Below are 16,204 nucleotides of genomic sequence, written 5' to 3'. Positions count from 1 at the left end.
TCGATGCGTCTGCTGCTGCTGACCAGTGTCTATCCCTCGCCGCGGCGGCCGGTCAAGGGAGTCTTCAATCAGCAGCTTGTCGCAGCGCTGCGCGCCGCAGGCGATGACGTTCGCGTCGTGGTGCCGGTGCCGTGGACCGACCTGCTCGTGACGCGTCCCACCGCACCGGCGGCGCACGAGACGCGCTACCGCGTCTGGTGGTATCCCCCTCGAATGGCGCATCGGACTCATCATCGCTGGATGGCGCGCAGCGTTCTCGCATCCGTGACCGCAGCGACGCGGGATTGGCAGCCAGATCTCGTGGCGGGGTACTGGACCCACCCCGACGGCACCGTCGCGCTGCACGCCGCGCGCCGCCTCGGTGTGCCGGGCGTCCTGCTCGTCGGGGGGTCGGACATTCATCTCCTGGCGAAGGATCGATCGCGCCGAAAAGTCATCGTTGACACGCTGCGCGACGCGCGCCGCGTGATCACCGTGGGGCACCCGTTGCGCGATGCCGTCATCGCACTCGGCGTCGACGCCGATCACGTCGGGACGTTTACCCGGGGCGTCGATACCGCGCGATTTCATCCCGGCGCTGCCGACCACGCCCGCGCGGCGCTTGGGCTGCCGCTCGATCGTCCGATTGCCGTCTGGGTCGGCCGGATGGTACCGGTCAAGGGAGTCGACGTGCTGCTCGACGCGTGGCACGCAATTGCACGGCATCCGTCGCACCCACTCCTCTGCCTGGTGGGCGACGGCGCCGGACGGCGATCACTCGAACGCAGGGCGGCTGATCTCGGCGACACCGTCCGATTCATCGGCAACACGCCGCACGCGCAGCTCGGCGACTGGTATCGCGCAGCCGACGTGAATCTGCTGCCGTCGAGATCGGAGGGGATCCCCAACGTGCTGCTCGAAGGGTTGGCGTGCGGCGCACCGTTCATCGCAAGCGATGTGGGGAGCGTGTCGTCACTCGTCGTGGATTCCTGCGTCCTCGTTCCGCCGGGTGACCGAACGGCGCTCGCCGATGCGCTGCGACACTGGGCCGAGATTCCGCCGATGTCGCGCCGGGTGACCGTGGCGATCGACGATCGCGCCACCGCGACCGCCGCACTGCGCCGGCAATTTGCCGACGTCATCGGCGCGACAGACCCGCACCTGCAGCCCATCGCGTGACGCTCCCGCGCAACGCCCAGCTCTGGTGGCCCGGCTGGCGCGCCGCTCGGCGCCGGACCCGCGCGCATCGGTTCGACCCGTCACGGCCGGTCACGGTGCATCTCATGTTCGCCGATCATTTCGAGCCGCGCTGGAACCGCCCGTCCGACGCCACGGCTCGCGCCCGCGTCGCCGCGTGGGCCGATGCGTGGCCGCGGATCGCCTCACGATTCCGTGATGCGCGCGGGCACCCGCCGCGATGGACGTTCTTCTACCCGCAGGAGGAGTACCACCCGGCGCTGATCGATCCCCTCGCCGAGATGACGCGTGCGGGAATCGCCGACGTCGAGATCCACATTCACCACGACGGCGAAGGCGAAGCGGATTTCACCGACCGGATGGAGCGGTTCATCGGCGAACTTTCGCGCAACCACGGGTTGCTGCATGAGCGTGACGGTCGGCCGACGTTCGGCTTCATCCACGGCAACTGGGCGCTCGACAATTCCCGCCCCGACGGTCGGTGGTGCGGGCTCAACAACGAATTGACGCTGCTGCGGCGCCTGGGATGCTACGCCGATTTCACCATGCCTGCCGCGCCGGACCCGTGTCAGACCACGTTGATCAACGCGATCTACTGGGCGGTCGACGACCCCGCGCAACCGAAATCGCACGACACTGGTCGCCTCGTCGAGCCCGGCGCCACCGCGCCGGACGACGCGCTCCTCTGCGTCCAGGGTCCGCTGACGCTGCGGCGCCACCCGCGCTGGCGTGTGCTCCCCACACTCGAAGTCGGAGAACTCGCGGGGTACGCCGCACCATCCCGCGCGCGCGCGCGGGCATGGATCGACGCCGCACCGCGAATCGGCAACGCGATCTTTCTCAAGCTGTATACCCATGGCGCACCGGAAAAGAACGCTGGTCCGCTCCTCGGCGGCTTCATCGAAGAGACCATTGCGCTGCTCCAGGCACAGTGTGAGGCGCGCCGCTGGGAGCTGGCCTTCGCAACGGCGTGGGAAACGTATCTCGCGGTCGAGCAGGCGAGAGCCGGAGCGCAGCCATGATGCGGATTACGGACATCCGGGCGCGAAATGGTCGGGGACAGGCGATCGAAGGAACCATCGGTGAGCACACCCTGTGGTTCGACTTTCGCGACCGCCCGGCACCGGCGCTCCGCGCCGACCCGTTCCTCGCCGCGGCATTCCTCCCGGCCATGGCTCGCGGCGAGGCGATTGAAGTCGACGACCGGTTCCCGGTGTCGCCGCAGTTGCTCGCGGGTCTCGCGCAATTGCAGGAGATCTACCTGCGATGGTACAGCTGGGCGCGCCCAACCGTCGTGCAGGCCACCAACGTGTCGCCGGCGCCGGTCGGCGACGGAACGGCCACCCTCTTCTCGGGTGGCGTCGATTCGTCGTATACGGTCGTTCGCGAACACGAGCGGCTGTCACACCTGCTGCTCGTGGACCGGGTCGATCTCGGCAAGACGCCGCTCGACGCCGTCTTCAATGAGGTGATTGCCGAGCACACGACCACTGCCGCGGCGGTCGGCGTGAAGCTCGCCGTCGCGCACACCAACATCAAGGACATCTGTCACGCCTTCGGACTCGACTGGAGCGATTATCTCGGTCCCGCGCTGAGTGCGGTCGCAATGGCCGGCGGATTCGCCACGCTCTTCATCCCGTCGAGTGCGTCGTGGGCCGATCTCACGCCGGCCGGGAGCCATCCCGTCACCGATCCGAAATGGTCGACTGAAGGATTGCAGATCGTTCATCACGGTTGTGGCGCGCGGCGCATCGACAAGCTCGCGGCGATCGCCGTCCCGGGACTCCCCCGCCTCACCCGGTTACGGGTCTGCCTCCAGGGCGGACAGCATAACTGCGGCCGGTGCGAGAAGTGTCTGCGCACCATGGCGGGTGCGCGCGCCCTCGGCCTGACGATTCCCACGTTGCCGCGACTCGACGACCTGGCGGCGCTGCGACAGCTCAACATCCGCTCGCAGCCGATTCTCGAGGACTGGATCGAATTGCTGGACGTAGTCTCACCAGCTGACGATCCGGAGTTCTTTGCCGCGCTGTCGGCGCTGATCAAGCGGATCCGGGTGCGCTGGCTCGTCCGCGATCTCGACCACACGCTGACCGGCGGACGATTCCGCCGCATCCTCCACCGCGACTGAACCACTCCCGGCGTCGCGCAGACGCCGGGAGCAATTCACCTTCAGCGCTTCGGCGTGTCGGACTGGCCGGTCGTGCTGCCGGCTGCCCGGCCCGGTGCGAGCGACTGCAGCTTCGCCATGACATCGGCGGTCAGGTGGATGTGCGACCGGTCGACCCATGCCAGGAAATCACCCAGGTCGTAGAAGCCATTGTTGTTGCCAAGCCGGTCGAGCACCGTCCGCTGATCGGTACTGATCGTCGCCGATGTGAAGAGGTCCTGCACGGCGGCCTGCGGGTCCGGAAGTGACACCGATACCACGTTGAGCGAATCGACGAACACCGCCTGCACGCTGGCGTCGCTGGCGAGCTGCACCTGGATCGTGTCGATGTGCATCCCGACCGAAAGCGCCTCAGTGGAACGCTGCCACACGACCGGCGAGTTGACGGAGCCTTGCGAACGGGTCAACAGCAGGCGTGACGAGGTGGTCGACGCGATCCAGCTGTCGCCGCTGTCATCGCTCTGGACCATCGCCGAATCGGTTTCGACCGCGAGGATGCTTGCGGAGCCCGCCACCTGCAGTGCGCGCGCGCTCTTCCCCTTCGGGTTGACCGCGATCGTCTTCTGTGACTTGGTGCTTCCGGTGACTTCCATCGTGTCGATGATCCGCGCCGACGTTGCTCCTGCCGCCACCGTGATCGTGTCGACGTAGACGCCAACCGCGAGTGATGCCGTGTTGGAGACCCACGACACGGTGCCGTTGCCGGTGCCGGACGAGGCACTGAACGAATTCCAGCTTCGGAGGTTGCTGGCGTGCCAGTTCGTCGTCGACGCCCCGGTGCCGCTCAGCGTCACCGCTGCGGCGTCGGTCGACGTCGCCGTCCCGGCCTTGACCGACTTGTGGTGCCCCTGCGGCGCCACGGTCACGATCAGCGGCGTCGATGTGATGCGCAGGGTGTCGAACACCATCGCCGGCGAACCGTTCGCCGCCCCCGGCGCCGTCACGGTGATCGTGTCGACGTACACGCCCGCCGCCAGGCCGCTTGCGTTGCGATTCCACTGCACCACACCCGATCCGGTTCCACTCGCGACCGTCAGCGTCGTCCAGCTCTTCTTGCCCGTGGCGGTCCATGCGGTCGTTCCGGCATTCGTGCCGGTCAACGTCACGGTCGCATTGTCACCCGGCGCCACCGACCCCTGCGCCACCGACAGGCTGCGCGCGGCAGGCGAGACCGTCAGGGCGATCGCGACCGGCGCCGCCGTGATGGTCAGCGTGTCGATCACCGTAGAGGGTGACCCGACGGCGCCGACCGCCGCCACCGTGATGGTGTCGACGTATGTCCCGGCGACAAGACCTGCGGCGTTGCGGGTCCAGGACACGGTCCCGCTCCCCGTACCGGTCGCGGCCGTCAGCGTGGTCCACGGCTGCCGCTTGGTTGCCGTCCAGATCGTCGTGCCGGCGTTGCCACCGCTCAGCGTGACCGTCGCGTTGTCGCCCGGTGCGCTATTCCCCTGCTGCACCGACACATGGCGCGACGACGGCGCCACCGCGAGGATCGTCGCGGCAGCAGGAGTCACGGTGAACGAATCGATGACGGACGACGGCGAACCGACCGCGCCCGGTGCGTTGACAGTGATGGTGTCGACGTACAACCCTGGGGCGAGGCCGGCGGTGTTTCGCGACCAGACCACCCGCCCGTTGCCGATGTTGCTGGCAGTCGTGAGCGAGTTCCATGAATGCTTGTTCGTTGCCGTCCAGGCAATCGACGCAAGGAGCTGCACATTCGCCGTGTCTCCCGGCGCGACGGTGCCCTGCTGCGCCGCCGCATGCCGCGATGCCGGATAGACCACGAGCGCCACGACCGGCGCGGTCACGTGCAGAGTGTCGAAGATCATCGCCGGCGAGCCGTTCGCGGCTCCCGGCGCCGTGACCGTGATGGTGTCGACGTATGTCCCCGCCGCGAGTGTCGATGCGTTGCGGTTCCAGCTCACCGTGCCGCTTCCGGTCCCCGACGCAACGGTCAGCGACGTCCAGCTGTGCTTCGCGGCCGCGGTCCACCCGGTGGTCGACGCGTTCGTCCCGGTCAGTGTCACCGTCGCGTTGTCGCCCGACGCCGCTCCTCCCTGCTGTACCGTCGTGCTTCGCGCCGAAGGGGAGAGCGCCAGCGTCACCGGAACCACAGCCGCGGTGACCCGGATAGTATCGAAGATCATCGCCGGCGAACCGTTCGCGGCACCCGGTGCCGACACCGTGATCGTGTCGACGTAGGTCCCGACGGCGAGCCCCGTCGTGTTGCGATTCCAGCTCACGGCGCCATCGCCGGTTCCGCTCGCGGCCGTGAGAGCCGTCCACGCCTGCCGCTTCGTCGCGGTCCATCCGGTCTGCTGTGCGTTGGTGCCGGTGAAGGTGATCGCGGCGTTGTCGCCGGCGGCCGCCGTCCCCTGCTGCAGGGAGACATTTCGCGCCGCCGGTGCGACGGCCATCGTCACCGGGACCACTGCCGCGGTCACCCGCAGCGTGTCGATGATCCGGGCCGGCGAGCCGTTCGCGGCACCCGGCGCCGTCACGGTGATCGTGTCGACATACGTCCCCACGGCGAGACCGGTGAGATTGCGGCTCCACGTCACGGTGCCGTCACCGGTCCCGTTTTGAGCGGTCAGCGTCGTCCATGCCTGCCGCTTCGCAGCGGTCCAGCCGGTCTGCTGCGCATTGGTGCCGGTGAAGCTGATCGCCGCATTGTCGCCTGGCCCGGTCGTGCCTTGCTGCGCCGAGACGTTTCGCGACGCTGGAGTGACCGCCATCGTCACGGGAATCGTCGCCGCGTTGACGCGCAGCGTGTCGATGATGCGTGCCGGAGATCCGTTGGCCGCGCCCGGCGCCGTGACGGTGATCGTGTCGACGTAGGTGCCGACTGCAAGCCCGGTGGCGTTGCGGCTCCAGGCCACGGTTCCGCTGCCGGTTCCGCTGGCCGTTGTCAGCGTCGTCCATGGTTGCTTCTTGGTCGCCGTCCAGCTCGTCGTCGCGGCGTTCGTGCCGGTGAGTGTGATCGTGCCGTTATCCGACGGCGCCGTTGATCCCTGCTGCACCGAGACGACGCGAGCAGCCGGCGTGACCGCAAGAGTGACTGGAATCACCGGCGCGGTCACATGCAGCGTGTCGTACACCACCGCTGGCGAACCGGTCGCACCGGTGGCCGAGACGGTGATCGTGTCGACGTAGGTGCCAGCCGCAAGGCCGGTGGGATTGCGGCTCCACGCCACGGTGCCGTTGCCGGTCCCGCTGGCGGTGGTGAGTGTCGCCCAGGACGCCTTCTTCACCGCGGTCCACGCAGTGGTCGACGCGTTGGTCCCCGACAGCGTGACCGCCGCATTGTCACTCGGCGCCGTGCTTCCCTGCTGGACCGACGCGGTCCGGGCGTTCGGTGCGACGGCAATCGTGAGCGGCGCAGATCCGCCGCCCAGCGCGAAGGCCGCGCGATCAAGCCCCCAACCGGTATTGTTGTCGAACCCGGCCGCATCGATATCGAGCGCACCGTTCTGCAGCGCCTGACGGACACCGGCGAGCGTGATCGAGGGATTCTTCTGCACCAGCAACGCGACGGTGCCGGTCACGTGCGGCGTGGCCATCGACGTTCCCGACTTGAATCCGTACGCACCGCCCGGCAACGTGCTCTCGATGTTCTCACCCGGTGCACCGACCCACACCTGCGATCCGGCGCTCGAGAAGCTCGAACGGCCGTTGGATGAATTCAGCGACGACACCGCAATCGCCGACGGATATGCCGCCGGATACTCGACCGCTCCGCCGTTGTCATTCCCTGCGGCAGCGACGAGGAAGGTTCCCGATGCCGCAGCCTGGTCGACCGCGGTCTGGTAGGCGCTGGAGAATGCCCCGCCGATGCTGGCGTTCACGACGCGGATGTGCTGCGACACCGCCCACTGCAGCGCGGTGATCTGGGTCGAGGTGTACGCGGCGCACTGACCGCTGAAATTGAAGAAAACCTTGATCGCGTACAACGACACGTTCGGCGCGACACCGACGACACCGACGCCGTTGTCCTGCGCGGCGACCGTGCCGGCCACGTGGGTGCCGTGGCCGAGGCACACACTGACGTCGTCCTGCCAGTCCGACGGAGAGGTGCCGCCATCGACCGCGCTGTAGCCACCGGCCCAGACGAGATCGGGGTGGGTCGGGTCGCCGCCGCTATCCATGATCCCGACCTTCACGCCGTCGCCACGATAGCCGAGGGCCCAGGCGTCCGGCGCGGTGATCTGGGAAATCCCCCAGGGGAGATCCTGGCTCTTGGTTCGAGCGACCCGCGCTCCATCTCGCGTTTCCTGCAGGAACATCAGCCGGTCGGCTTCCATCGAGAGGACATTGGGATCGTTGTTCAACGCCTCGAGGCGCGCGCTATCCGTCATGGCAAAGACGGCGCTGATCATCTCCGAACGCCCGGTGACATTCAGCGCATCGGTGCTCGCCAGCCGCGACTGGATCTGGTCCATCTCGGCCGATGGGACCGGCGGTGTGCCGGGAGCGACGATGTGCTGGCGCGTGTCGGATGACTTGAGCATCACGATGACCCGCCCGCCAACCTGAGCCACCGAGTCCCGCAACCGAGCCATCTCGGCGGGTGAACGGGTTTGGGCGGACGCGGCGGCGGGGACTCCGACGACGAGCGACGCGAGCAGCGGAACGTATCGGACAAACACGCGCATGATGGTGACCTGGAAAGCGTTGGACAGCAGTAGCCGAAGATGCGAGCTAGTATCGGCCGAGAACTGACCGGTTCTTATGCAGGTCCCGTTCCATGAGTCGTATTCCGATCAAATGCCAGTTTTAGCTGTTTTCTTGCTGTCATCCCCGGGAAATGACAGAGACTGATCGTCAAATTTTTATCCAATTTCTATCTGCGGGAGAATTCCGCTTGCGAACCGATTGTCGCGTCAGGTCCACAAAATGGCCGATGTGCCCCCTCGGGAAGGTGCCGTTGCGATGCCGCAACAAGTTGTGGTTGACGGGCTACGACACCGTCTGGATGCACACCCTCATTTTCATCGATTCTCTTGCCGGCTTTCGCGACGTAAGACATGTTATACCAATTGGTTACGCATGATTGATCTTCCGAGGAGGTCTTGTCGACAATGCGGCCGCTCAGGTGGCATACCGTATGCTCCTGAGGGGCCCGTAAGCACTTAGTTCGAGTCTGCAGAGCACAACCTTTTTGAATCGGAGTAAATGACATGCTGCGCCGTATTGTTGGTGGCGTTGCCCTCGCTGCGGTCCTTGCAACCGGCGCAAGCGCGCAGACCGTTCCCGTGCAGTTCCAGGTTGCCAGCTGCTCTGGCGTCAACGTCTTCAACGACGCTTGCGGTTCCAGCGCTTCGATCGGCTCGTACAACGGCCTCCAGGGCCAGTTCTCGAGTGGTCCGACGTTCCAGATCTGGTGCGTCGACGAAACCGACCAGATCACGCCGGGCATCCCGACCGGCTTCTACAACGCCTTCGCGACTTCGCTGAACGGGCCGTTCACCAACGTGTACAAGCCGGCTGGCGCCCCGCTGAACTACACCGAAGCGGCGGTGCTTACCCAGGAAATGAGCGGCACGGATGACTTCATCGATCCATCGAACCCGGCCACCGCTCATGGCGCGACCACGTGGGGCGGAAACCCGCAGATCCAGTTCGCAATCTGGACTCTGATGGGCTACGATCCGACTGGTCACTCGGGCTACAATGCGGCCGATGTCGCGCACTGGACAGCTTTTGCGGCCGCCAACACGGCGTCGATCGACCCGAACGACTGGGTGATCATCTCGGACGCCCTCGGAGCGGGTCACGGTGAGCAGGAGTTCCTGGCGCAGGTCTCGTTCCCGGAGGAAGTGCCGACCCCGGAGCCGGGCACGATGGCGATGCTGGCAGTCGGACTCGTCGGGATGGCGGGTGCAGGTTTCCGCCGCCGCCGGAAGTAGCATCCGAAGCAGCTCTTCGCAGGTCTTTTCACGGTGCCGCAGATGCTGCGGCACCTTGACCTTTTCAGGACGGAGTACACCGCATGATTCGTAGTGTCGCAGCTGGCGCGGCCCTTCTCGCATTTGTCGCGGTCGGCGCCCAAGCTCAAGCCCCGGTCAACGTGCAGTTCCAGGTGGCCGGCTGTTCAGGGGTGAACGTGTTCAACAATCCCTGCAACATCAGTGAATCGATCGGCTCGTACAACGGCCTGTCGGGTCAGTTTGCCGGCGGGGGGACGTTCCAGATCTGGTGCGTCGACGAAACCGACAACATCACGCCGAACATTCCGACCGGATTTTACAACGCGTGGATCACCTCCCTCGGCGGAAGCGATTTCAGCCAGGTCAATCAGCCTGGCATCGCGCCGCTTGCATATGAGAAGGCAGCGTCGCTGGTTCAGTTCATGTCCGGAACCGACGATTTTTCGAGCGACAATCCCCACGGGTCGCCGGGATGGGGTGGCAATCCGGAGATCCAGTTCGCGATCTGGACAATCATGGGATTTGACCCCTCAGGTCATAGCGACTACGACGGCACCGACGTCCAGCACTGGATCGACCTTGCCGACGCCAGCTCGATCATCCCCAGCGAGTGGGTCGTCATCTCGGACGATCTTGGCGCTGGCCACGGTGAGCAGGAATTCATCGCGCACGTGCCTGAGCCGACCGTTCCGGAGCCGGGGACGCTCAGCCTGGTGGCGTTCGGACTCACTGGTCTTGCCGGTGCAGGTCTGCGCCGCCGCCGCAAGTAGTTTCACCCAGCGGCACCGAGTAGCTTTGAAGCGGGTTCCGGCACGACGCCGGAACCCGCTTCAGTTTTCCCCTCAACACCCCGAGCGTGGCGGACCTTTCCTCTCCAGCGCGCCCTGCCCCGACTGTCACGATCATCATCCCGATGCGCAATGAGCGGGAGAATATCGCGACATGTCTCGCGTCAGTGCTCGCCAGCGACCTCCCCGCGATGGGGACGATCGAGGTGCTGGTCCTCGACGGCGCCAGCACCGATGGCAGCGATGAGATCGTCCGCCGCATCGCCGTGGAAGATCCACGGGTGCAACTCCTCGACAATCCCGATCGTCTGCAGGCGGCCGCGTTCAATCGCGGCCTCGCCGCTGCGCGCGGCGACTTCGTGGTCCGGATGGATGCCCACTCGAGCTACGCGGCAGACTACGTGGCCGAGTGCGTCCGGCTCCTCGAAGAAACCGGCGCGGGGAATGTGGGTGGCGTCCAGCGCGCACACGGAACGACGTGGGTGACCCGCGCGATCGCCGCGGCGGTTTCGTCCCCATTCGCCGCCGGCGACGCGAAATATCGGAACGCCACTGCCCCGGCGTTCACCGACACCGTGTACCTCGGCGCCTGGCGCACGACGACGCTCCGCGAGCTCGGCGGCATGCGTACCGACTGGGCGGTCAACGAAGATTACGAGATGAACATCCGGCTCCGCGCACGCGGCGACACCGTCTACCTCTCGCCGACGATCCGGTCGACCTATCAGGTCCGCGGCACACTTCCCAAGCTCGCCCGCCAGTACGCGCGATATGGCTTCTGGAAGGTGCGCACGCTGCTGGAGCACCGCACTTCGATTCGCTGGCGCCAGCTGGTGGCGCCGACGTTCGTCCTCTCCGTGATACTCACGCCGTGGCTCGTGGCGCACCTGGGAGTGCTCGGCGCAGCACATCTCGTGGCGTACGCCGCGGTCTCCGTCCTCGCAAGCACTCGGATCGCATCCAAGCAGGGACTCGCTCTGCTTCCGATTCTTCCGATCGTCTTCCTGGTGATTCATCTGGCGTGGGGGATCGGCTTCTGGGCCGGACTCGCCTACTGGCCGATGAGACATGAGCGACAGGGCCGCGGATGAACCGGAGGACGATGCCGGTCAGATGGTGGCTCGCCTGGGGCGGCGCCGCAGCCGCAGTATTCGCTGCGATCGGCCTTCGAGCCGGAGGCGATCAGTGGTGGCCCGTGTTCCCGCTCCTCTTTGGTCCGCGCTGGATGGCCCTCCCCTTGCTCGTCCTGCCGCTGCCGCTGCTGCTTTCGCGGCCCCGATCCGGGATCGTTCCGGCGCTGCTGACCATGGTAGCGGTCCTCGCCGGAATTCTTGGCATGCGCATCGGACCGGCGCGGATTGGTCTCGCCGCCTCGGGCCCGACGATGTTCCGGCTGGTCGAATTCAACATGGCGACCAGCCAGGCGGTAACGAGAACCACTCTCGCGCGACTCGACTCGATGGATGCGGACGTCGCCACCCTGGTCGAGTGTCCGTCGTATTCCGATGCGATTCGCGTCCCCGCAGGATGGAATTTCAAGTCGGGCGGAGAGCTCTGTTTTCTCTCGAAGTTTCCGATCGTCGCGTGGGACTTCCGATCGCAGGATGACATCTGGAAGCTCCACGGCAAGCTCGCGATCGCGAAGGCGACGATCCGGATCGGGTCGCAAGCTGTCACCATCGCCCTGCTGCACCTGAAATCGCCGCGCGACGCGCTGATCGAGTTCCGCCATCCATCGGCGTGGCCCGGTCTGTCGACCGGCGTCGATTCGATTTCGGCAATCCGCAACGTCGAATCGCGGCTGGCGATCGCGTTCCTGCAGCCTGTGATTGATTCCGGTGGCCCGCTGATTGTCGCGGGGGACTTCAACACGCCCGAGGAGAGCCGGATCTATTCGCGGTGGTGGTCGCGATTTTCAGATGCGTTCGAGGAGGCGGGGATCGGTGCGGGCTACAGCTGGCACTCACGCTGGCATGGGATCCGTATCGATCACATTCTGATGAACGATCGGGTCGCTTCCCGGCGAACGTGGATCGGACCGGATCTCGGATCCGACCACGTTCCGGTGCTTGCGGATCTTGTCGTCCGGCCTCAGCGCACCAGCACGGCGCGATAGCCGGTGAGCGACTGCATGACATAGGTCTGGCGGGCGGCCGCCGCAGCGATCGATGCCTGATATTCTCCGGCGAGCGACAGGTCGGGGACGTAGATCTGGGCGACGCTGCCACCCGTGACGGCCCCCGTGACAATCAAGTTGGCGGTACCGGACTGGATGGTGGCGAAGCCGTCATATCCGATGAGCTTGACGCTGTCGATCGCGGGTCCACGCACGGCGAACTGTGCTGCACCGTCGTCGGTACGCGGCGTGACCAGCTGCAAGGTGAGCCATCCGCCGCTCGGGGCCGGTGGCGGCGTGGTGACGCTGGTGCCAGCATCGGAACTGCACGCGGCGGCGAAGGCGAACGCAGCGGGAGCGACGATCCGAACAAGACCACGGACAGACATCTTCATGACGAGCCTCAGCCCAGGTTGACCTGGTCCGGTGACCAGGGAGTTACGCTGGCGGCTGGGCGGGCATGGCGCTCGCTGTATTGAGCGCGGTAGCTCCCTGACTCTGCGACCCTGCGTTTCCACAGGTGTGCTCTGGGCAGCGTCACGACGATTTTCCGGAGCGACTTTCGCCCCGACGCTGTTCGATATTCGCAATAGGCAGACCACTCGGATTAGCCGCTTGGCGAAAATTATCAAATGCTTTCGTAACAATGACTTACAAATCTGTTGCGCGCTGGCATCAGCATGGTAAACACGATGAACTGTTTATTTTTTGATCGGTATCTTGCGGTGAGAATTCCCGGCTGGATGCAACTCGCGGGGCTGCACTAGTGAGCCCCCGGGTCGCCTTCGTCATCCCCGCCTACCAGGCGGCCGAGGTCGTCCAGCGGGCGATTTCGTCAGCACTCTCGCAATCCACTCCGGCCGACGAGCTGATCGTCGTCGATGATGGTTCACGAGACGAGACGGCGGCGGTCGCCGCCGCCGCGGGGGCGCGGGTCATCCGTCAGGAGAACCGTGGACCAGCTGCCGCGCGCAATACGGGGATCAGGGACGCCCGGGCGGAGTGGATCGCGTTGCTGGACGCCGACGATATCAGCCGCCCCGACCGACTCGAACGTCAGTTACCGCACGTTGCCGATCCAGAGGTCGCGGTCATCGCGGGTCTTTCCGCCCGTGAGGACCGGATCTCGGCGATGCCGGAAGGGGACATCGACTTCCCGCTGCTCTGGGAGCGCAACTACATCCCGACGTCGACGGTGCTGCTGCGGAAGGCTGCGTGGGAAGCGGTCGGCGGATTTGACGAAACGCGGGAGCTCATCGGGGTGGAGGACTACAACCTGTGGCTGCGATTGGCACACGCCGGATGGCGATTCGACCTCCTGCCGTACCCGCTGGTCGACTATCGGCCCACGCCACAGAGCCTCACCGCACAGACGCTTCGCTTCGCCAACGCGGAACTGACCAACGTTCGTCGCGTCGCGGGGCAACTCGGTCTGCCCGGCGACCTGCTGCGGCGACGCGAATTCACGATCTACCGCGAGTACGGACTTGAGCTCTACCACTACGGCGAGACCAGGTCGGCGCGCGAGTTTCTCCGGGAGGCGTCGCAACGAGGCCCACTCGACTGGAAGGCGCGCCTCCGGCTGTGGGCGTCCGCACTTCCCGTCGGACGAGCACGCCGATGAGTGACACCAGTCGGCTGGCGATCGCAATCGCGTCGAGTGGTCTGGGCCATATCGCGCGCGGCATCGAGACATGGGCGGACGATCTCGCCAGTGCGCTCCAGCGCCGCGGCGAATCGGTGCGTCTCTATCAGGGCGGCGGCACACCGCCCGCGTGGGGCGAAGTGCTCGCCAATCGCCCGCGCGAGTCGGCGGAGAACGCGGCGCTGCGTCGGCTGTTTCCGCGGCCGCTCGGGTGGCGGATCGGGATGCAGGCGTCGTACGATGTCGAACAGACCACCTTTGCGTTCTCCCTCCTTCGCGCGTTGCGTCGCCAACCGGCCGATATCCTGCACGTGCAGGACCCGCTCGTCGCGCTGCGGCTCGATCAGATGCGTCGGATGGGACTCACCCGAACGCGGACGATTCTCGCGCATGGCACCGAAGAGCCGGGCGGTTTCCTGCAACGCCTGCGCTACGTGCAGCACCTCTCGCCGATGCAACTCGAACGCTGGCGTCGTGAAGGGGTGTGGCGCGAAAGCTGGACCGCGATCGGCAATTTCGTCGACACCGATCGCTTTCAACCCGGGAACGCGCCCGACGTTCGCGCAGAGCTGGGGATCCCGGCCGACGCGGTGGTGATCCTGGCACTCGCCGCGATCAAGCGTGCGCACAAGCGGATCGACTGGCTGATCGACATGGTCGCGACATATCGTGCGCTGCATCCGGACGTTCCGGTCGTGCTGGTCGTGGCCGGCGGACGCGAACACGACACCGAGGAGCTGATCAGGGACGGCACCGCCCGTCTCGGCGACAGCGTCCGCTTCCTGGTGCGTCACCCTCGCCAGAAGATCCCGGCGCTCTGCCGTGCGGCCGACCTCTTCGTCCTGGCTTCACTCTTCGAGATGATGCCGATCGCGCTCCTCGAAGCCGGCGCCTCCGGGCTTCCAATGCTGACTCACGATGAAGCGACGCTGCGCTGGATGACCGGTGCGGGCGGGACACCGGTCGACATGACCGACGTGCACCAGGTCATTCCGGTGTTGCACCGTCTGCTCACCACACCGACGGAACGACGCGCATTGAGTGCGGCGGCGCGGGCACATACCATGGAGACATTCGCGACCGATGTGATCGTCGATCGCATCGTCGAGTACTACCGCAGCGTCGCCAGGGGCCCGGCATGAATCGCCGGGAGACGGCGTGGCGCGTCGTCGCGATGGCGTGGCTCGCGGTGATCGGGTGGCTCACCCTGCGACCCGCGCCCGACCAGGCGGCCCGAGTTGCCGCACTCCACTGGTACTGTATCTCCTGCGGCGACAGCGGCTCTGCCGATATCGTCCTCAATATCCTGCTGTTCATCCCACTCGGCCTCGCGGCACGCGCACTGCGAATCCGTTGCAGTCGCTTGCTGGCGGTGGTGGTTCCGCTGACCGTGATGATCGAGGTCACGCAGGGCCTTTTCCTGGTGGGACGCGATGCATCGCTCGGCGACGTCCTCACCAACACTACCGGCGCGGCGCTGGCGTGGTGGCTCTATCCGGCGATGTCACGGCTGGGCGGACAGAGCGCCACAGAAGGGCGCCGGCACGCCGCCGCGGTGCTCGGGTGCATCGCCGCCGTATTTCTCATCAGCGGCGTCGCGTTCTCTCCCGTTCCGGCCGACGACGGTCCGTGGGTCGGGCAGATCCTGTATCGGTGGGCCGGCCATGATCCGTTCCCGGGAACGATCCAGCGCGCGAGCGTCAACGGCACCACGATTCCGAATGACCCTCTCGATTCGATGCCGAGGGTGACCGATCGGATCAATCTCACGATTGAAGCGGCGCGAACCAGCGACACGTTGCCGGCGCGATCGGCGTCGCTCGTTCGTGTTGTCGACGCCGATCACCGGACGCGCGTCTCGGTGAGCGAGATCAGTTCGGCGCTGGTGCTGGAAGTTGCGCTTCGCGGCGCTCGCTGGGGATTTCACGCTCCGTCGTGGCGCTTCGACCGGATGATGGACATTCCGCTGGGCACGCCAGTCCAGTTTGACTTTGCCTGGTCGCGCGCCGGCGTACGACTAAACCGGATCGGCCTCCCCGCCGGGGTGACCCGCGCCGAGACGATCACTCCGACGCTCGACGTCGGATGGGCGTTCGTCCATCCCTTCGTCGACACGATCGATCCTCGTGCGATCTGGTGGAGCATCCTCTGGATCGGCTGGTGGTGGGGATGGCTCGGGTGGACGAGCGGCGCCGCCGGCTGGCGGTTCACGGCGGCCGCCGGCTTCGCGTCGGCCGTGATCGTGGCGCTCGCTGCCGCGATCACCGGTGTGGCAGCGGGCGGCGTGGAGCTGTTCGCTGCACCAGCTGCGCTGATCATCGGCGCGACCGCCGTATCCCGTTTGCGGTCGAAGCGCGCCACGAATTCGTGACGCGC

The 16,204-nt window shown here is 66.2% G+C and carries 12 protein-coding genes and 1 riboswitch; of the genes, 10 read left to right on the top strand and 2 right to left on the bottom strand.

The features are described from left to right. Positions 1–3 precede the first annotated feature (3 nt). Genes VGM20_01150 through VGM20_01140 form a run of 3 tightly spaced genes read left to right on the top strand, consistent with a single transcriptional unit; the run spans position 4 to position 3,307 of the window. A complete protein-coding gene (locus tag VGM20_01150; GenBank protein HEY4099464.1) occupies positions 4–1,158 on the top strand; it encodes a glycosyltransferase in 1,155 nt (384 codons plus the stop codon). Continuing rightward, positions 1,155–2,198, top strand: a complete 1,044-nt coding sequence (locus VGM20_01145; GenBank protein HEY4099463.1) for a hypothetical protein — start codon at positions 1,155–1,157, stop codon at positions 2,196–2,198. The genes VGM20_01150 and VGM20_01145 overlap by 4 nt, the downstream gene beginning before the upstream one ends. Further along, a complete protein-coding gene (locus VGM20_01140; GenBank protein HEY4099462.1) occupies positions 2,195–3,307 on the top strand; it encodes a hypothetical protein in 1,113 nt (370 codons plus the stop codon). Before VGM20_01145 ends, VGM20_01140 begins: the two co-directional genes overlap by 4 nt. Positions 3,308–3,348: 41 nt before the next feature. Here the strand turns inward: VGM20_01140 and VGM20_01135 are convergent, their stop codons facing one another. Beyond that, on the bottom strand, positions 3,349–8,004 hold the full coding sequence (locus tag VGM20_01135) for a S8 family serine peptidase (GenBank protein ID HEY4099461.1): 4,656 nt from the start codon (positions 8,002–8,004) through the stop codon (positions 3,349–3,351). A 525-nt stretch (positions 8,005–8,529) separates the two neighbouring features. On the opposite strand from VGM20_01135, the gene VGM20_01130 reads away from it, so the two are divergent. From VGM20_01130 to VGM20_01115, 4 genes are all read left to right on the top strand, one after another. Further along, the gene (locus VGM20_01130) at positions 8,530–9,258 is read left to right on the top strand and encodes a PEP-CTERM sorting domain-containing protein (GenBank protein HEY4099460.1); all 729 of its coding nucleotides are present in this window, start codon (positions 8,530–8,532) and stop codon (positions 9,256–9,258) included. Positions 9,259–9,341: 83 nt separating this feature from the next. Beyond that, positions 9,342–10,049, top strand: a complete 708-nt coding sequence (locus VGM20_01125) for a PEP-CTERM sorting domain-containing protein (protein ID HEY4099459.1) — start codon at positions 9,342–9,344, stop codon at positions 10,047–10,049. Between the two features lie 86 nt (positions 10,050–10,135). After that, entirely contained in the window at positions 10,136–11,158 is a 1,023-nt protein-coding gene (locus VGM20_01120) for a glycosyltransferase family 2 protein (protein ID HEY4099458.1), read from the top strand. Positions 11,159–11,169: 11 nt separating this feature from the next. Beyond that, positions 11,170–12,183, top strand: a complete 1,014-nt coding sequence (locus VGM20_01115) for an endonuclease/exonuclease/phosphatase family protein (protein HEY4099457.1) — start codon at positions 11,170–11,172, stop codon at positions 12,181–12,183. On the opposite strand, the gene VGM20_01110 is transcribed toward VGM20_01115, so the two are convergent. Then, positions 12,159–12,578 (bottom strand): hypothetical protein, encoded by a 420-nt coding sequence (locus VGM20_01110; GenBank protein HEY4099456.1) that lies wholly within the window; start codon positions 12,576–12,578, stop codon positions 12,159–12,161. The genes VGM20_01115 and VGM20_01110 overlap by 25 nt on opposite strands. A gap of 47 nt (positions 12,579–12,625) precedes the next feature. Then, positions 12,626–12,720, bottom strand: a riboswitch (cyclic di-GMP riboswitch). A 229-nt stretch (positions 12,721–12,949) separates the two neighbouring features. Between VGM20_01110 and VGM20_01105 the strand changes: the two genes are divergently transcribed. The 3 genes from VGM20_01105 to VGM20_01095 are packed head-to-tail and all read left to right on the top strand — an operon-like array spanning position 12,950 to position 16,199. Then, on the top strand, positions 12,950–13,807 hold the full coding sequence (locus VGM20_01105; GenBank protein ID HEY4099455.1) for a glycosyltransferase family A protein: 858 nt from the start codon (positions 12,950–12,952) through the stop codon (positions 13,805–13,807). After that, entirely contained in the window at positions 13,804–14,970 is a 1,167-nt protein-coding gene (locus VGM20_01100; protein HEY4099454.1) for a glycosyltransferase family 4 protein, read from the top strand. The genes VGM20_01105 and VGM20_01100 overlap by 4 nt, the downstream gene beginning before the upstream one ends. Continuing rightward, entirely contained in the window at positions 14,967–16,199 is a 1,233-nt protein-coding gene (locus tag VGM20_01095; protein HEY4099453.1) for a VanZ family protein, read from the top strand. Before VGM20_01100 ends, VGM20_01095 begins: the two co-directional genes overlap by 4 nt. Positions 16,200–16,204 lie beyond the last annotated feature (5 nt).

The organism is Gemmatimonadales bacterium (assembly GCA_036500345.1).
Lineage (GTDB): Bacteria > Gemmatimonadota > Gemmatimonadetes > Gemmatimonadales > GWC2-71-9 > Palsa-1233.
The sequence above is the reverse complement of the archived record's forward strand: the minus strand, read 5'-3'. Positions and strand labels throughout refer to the sequence as shown.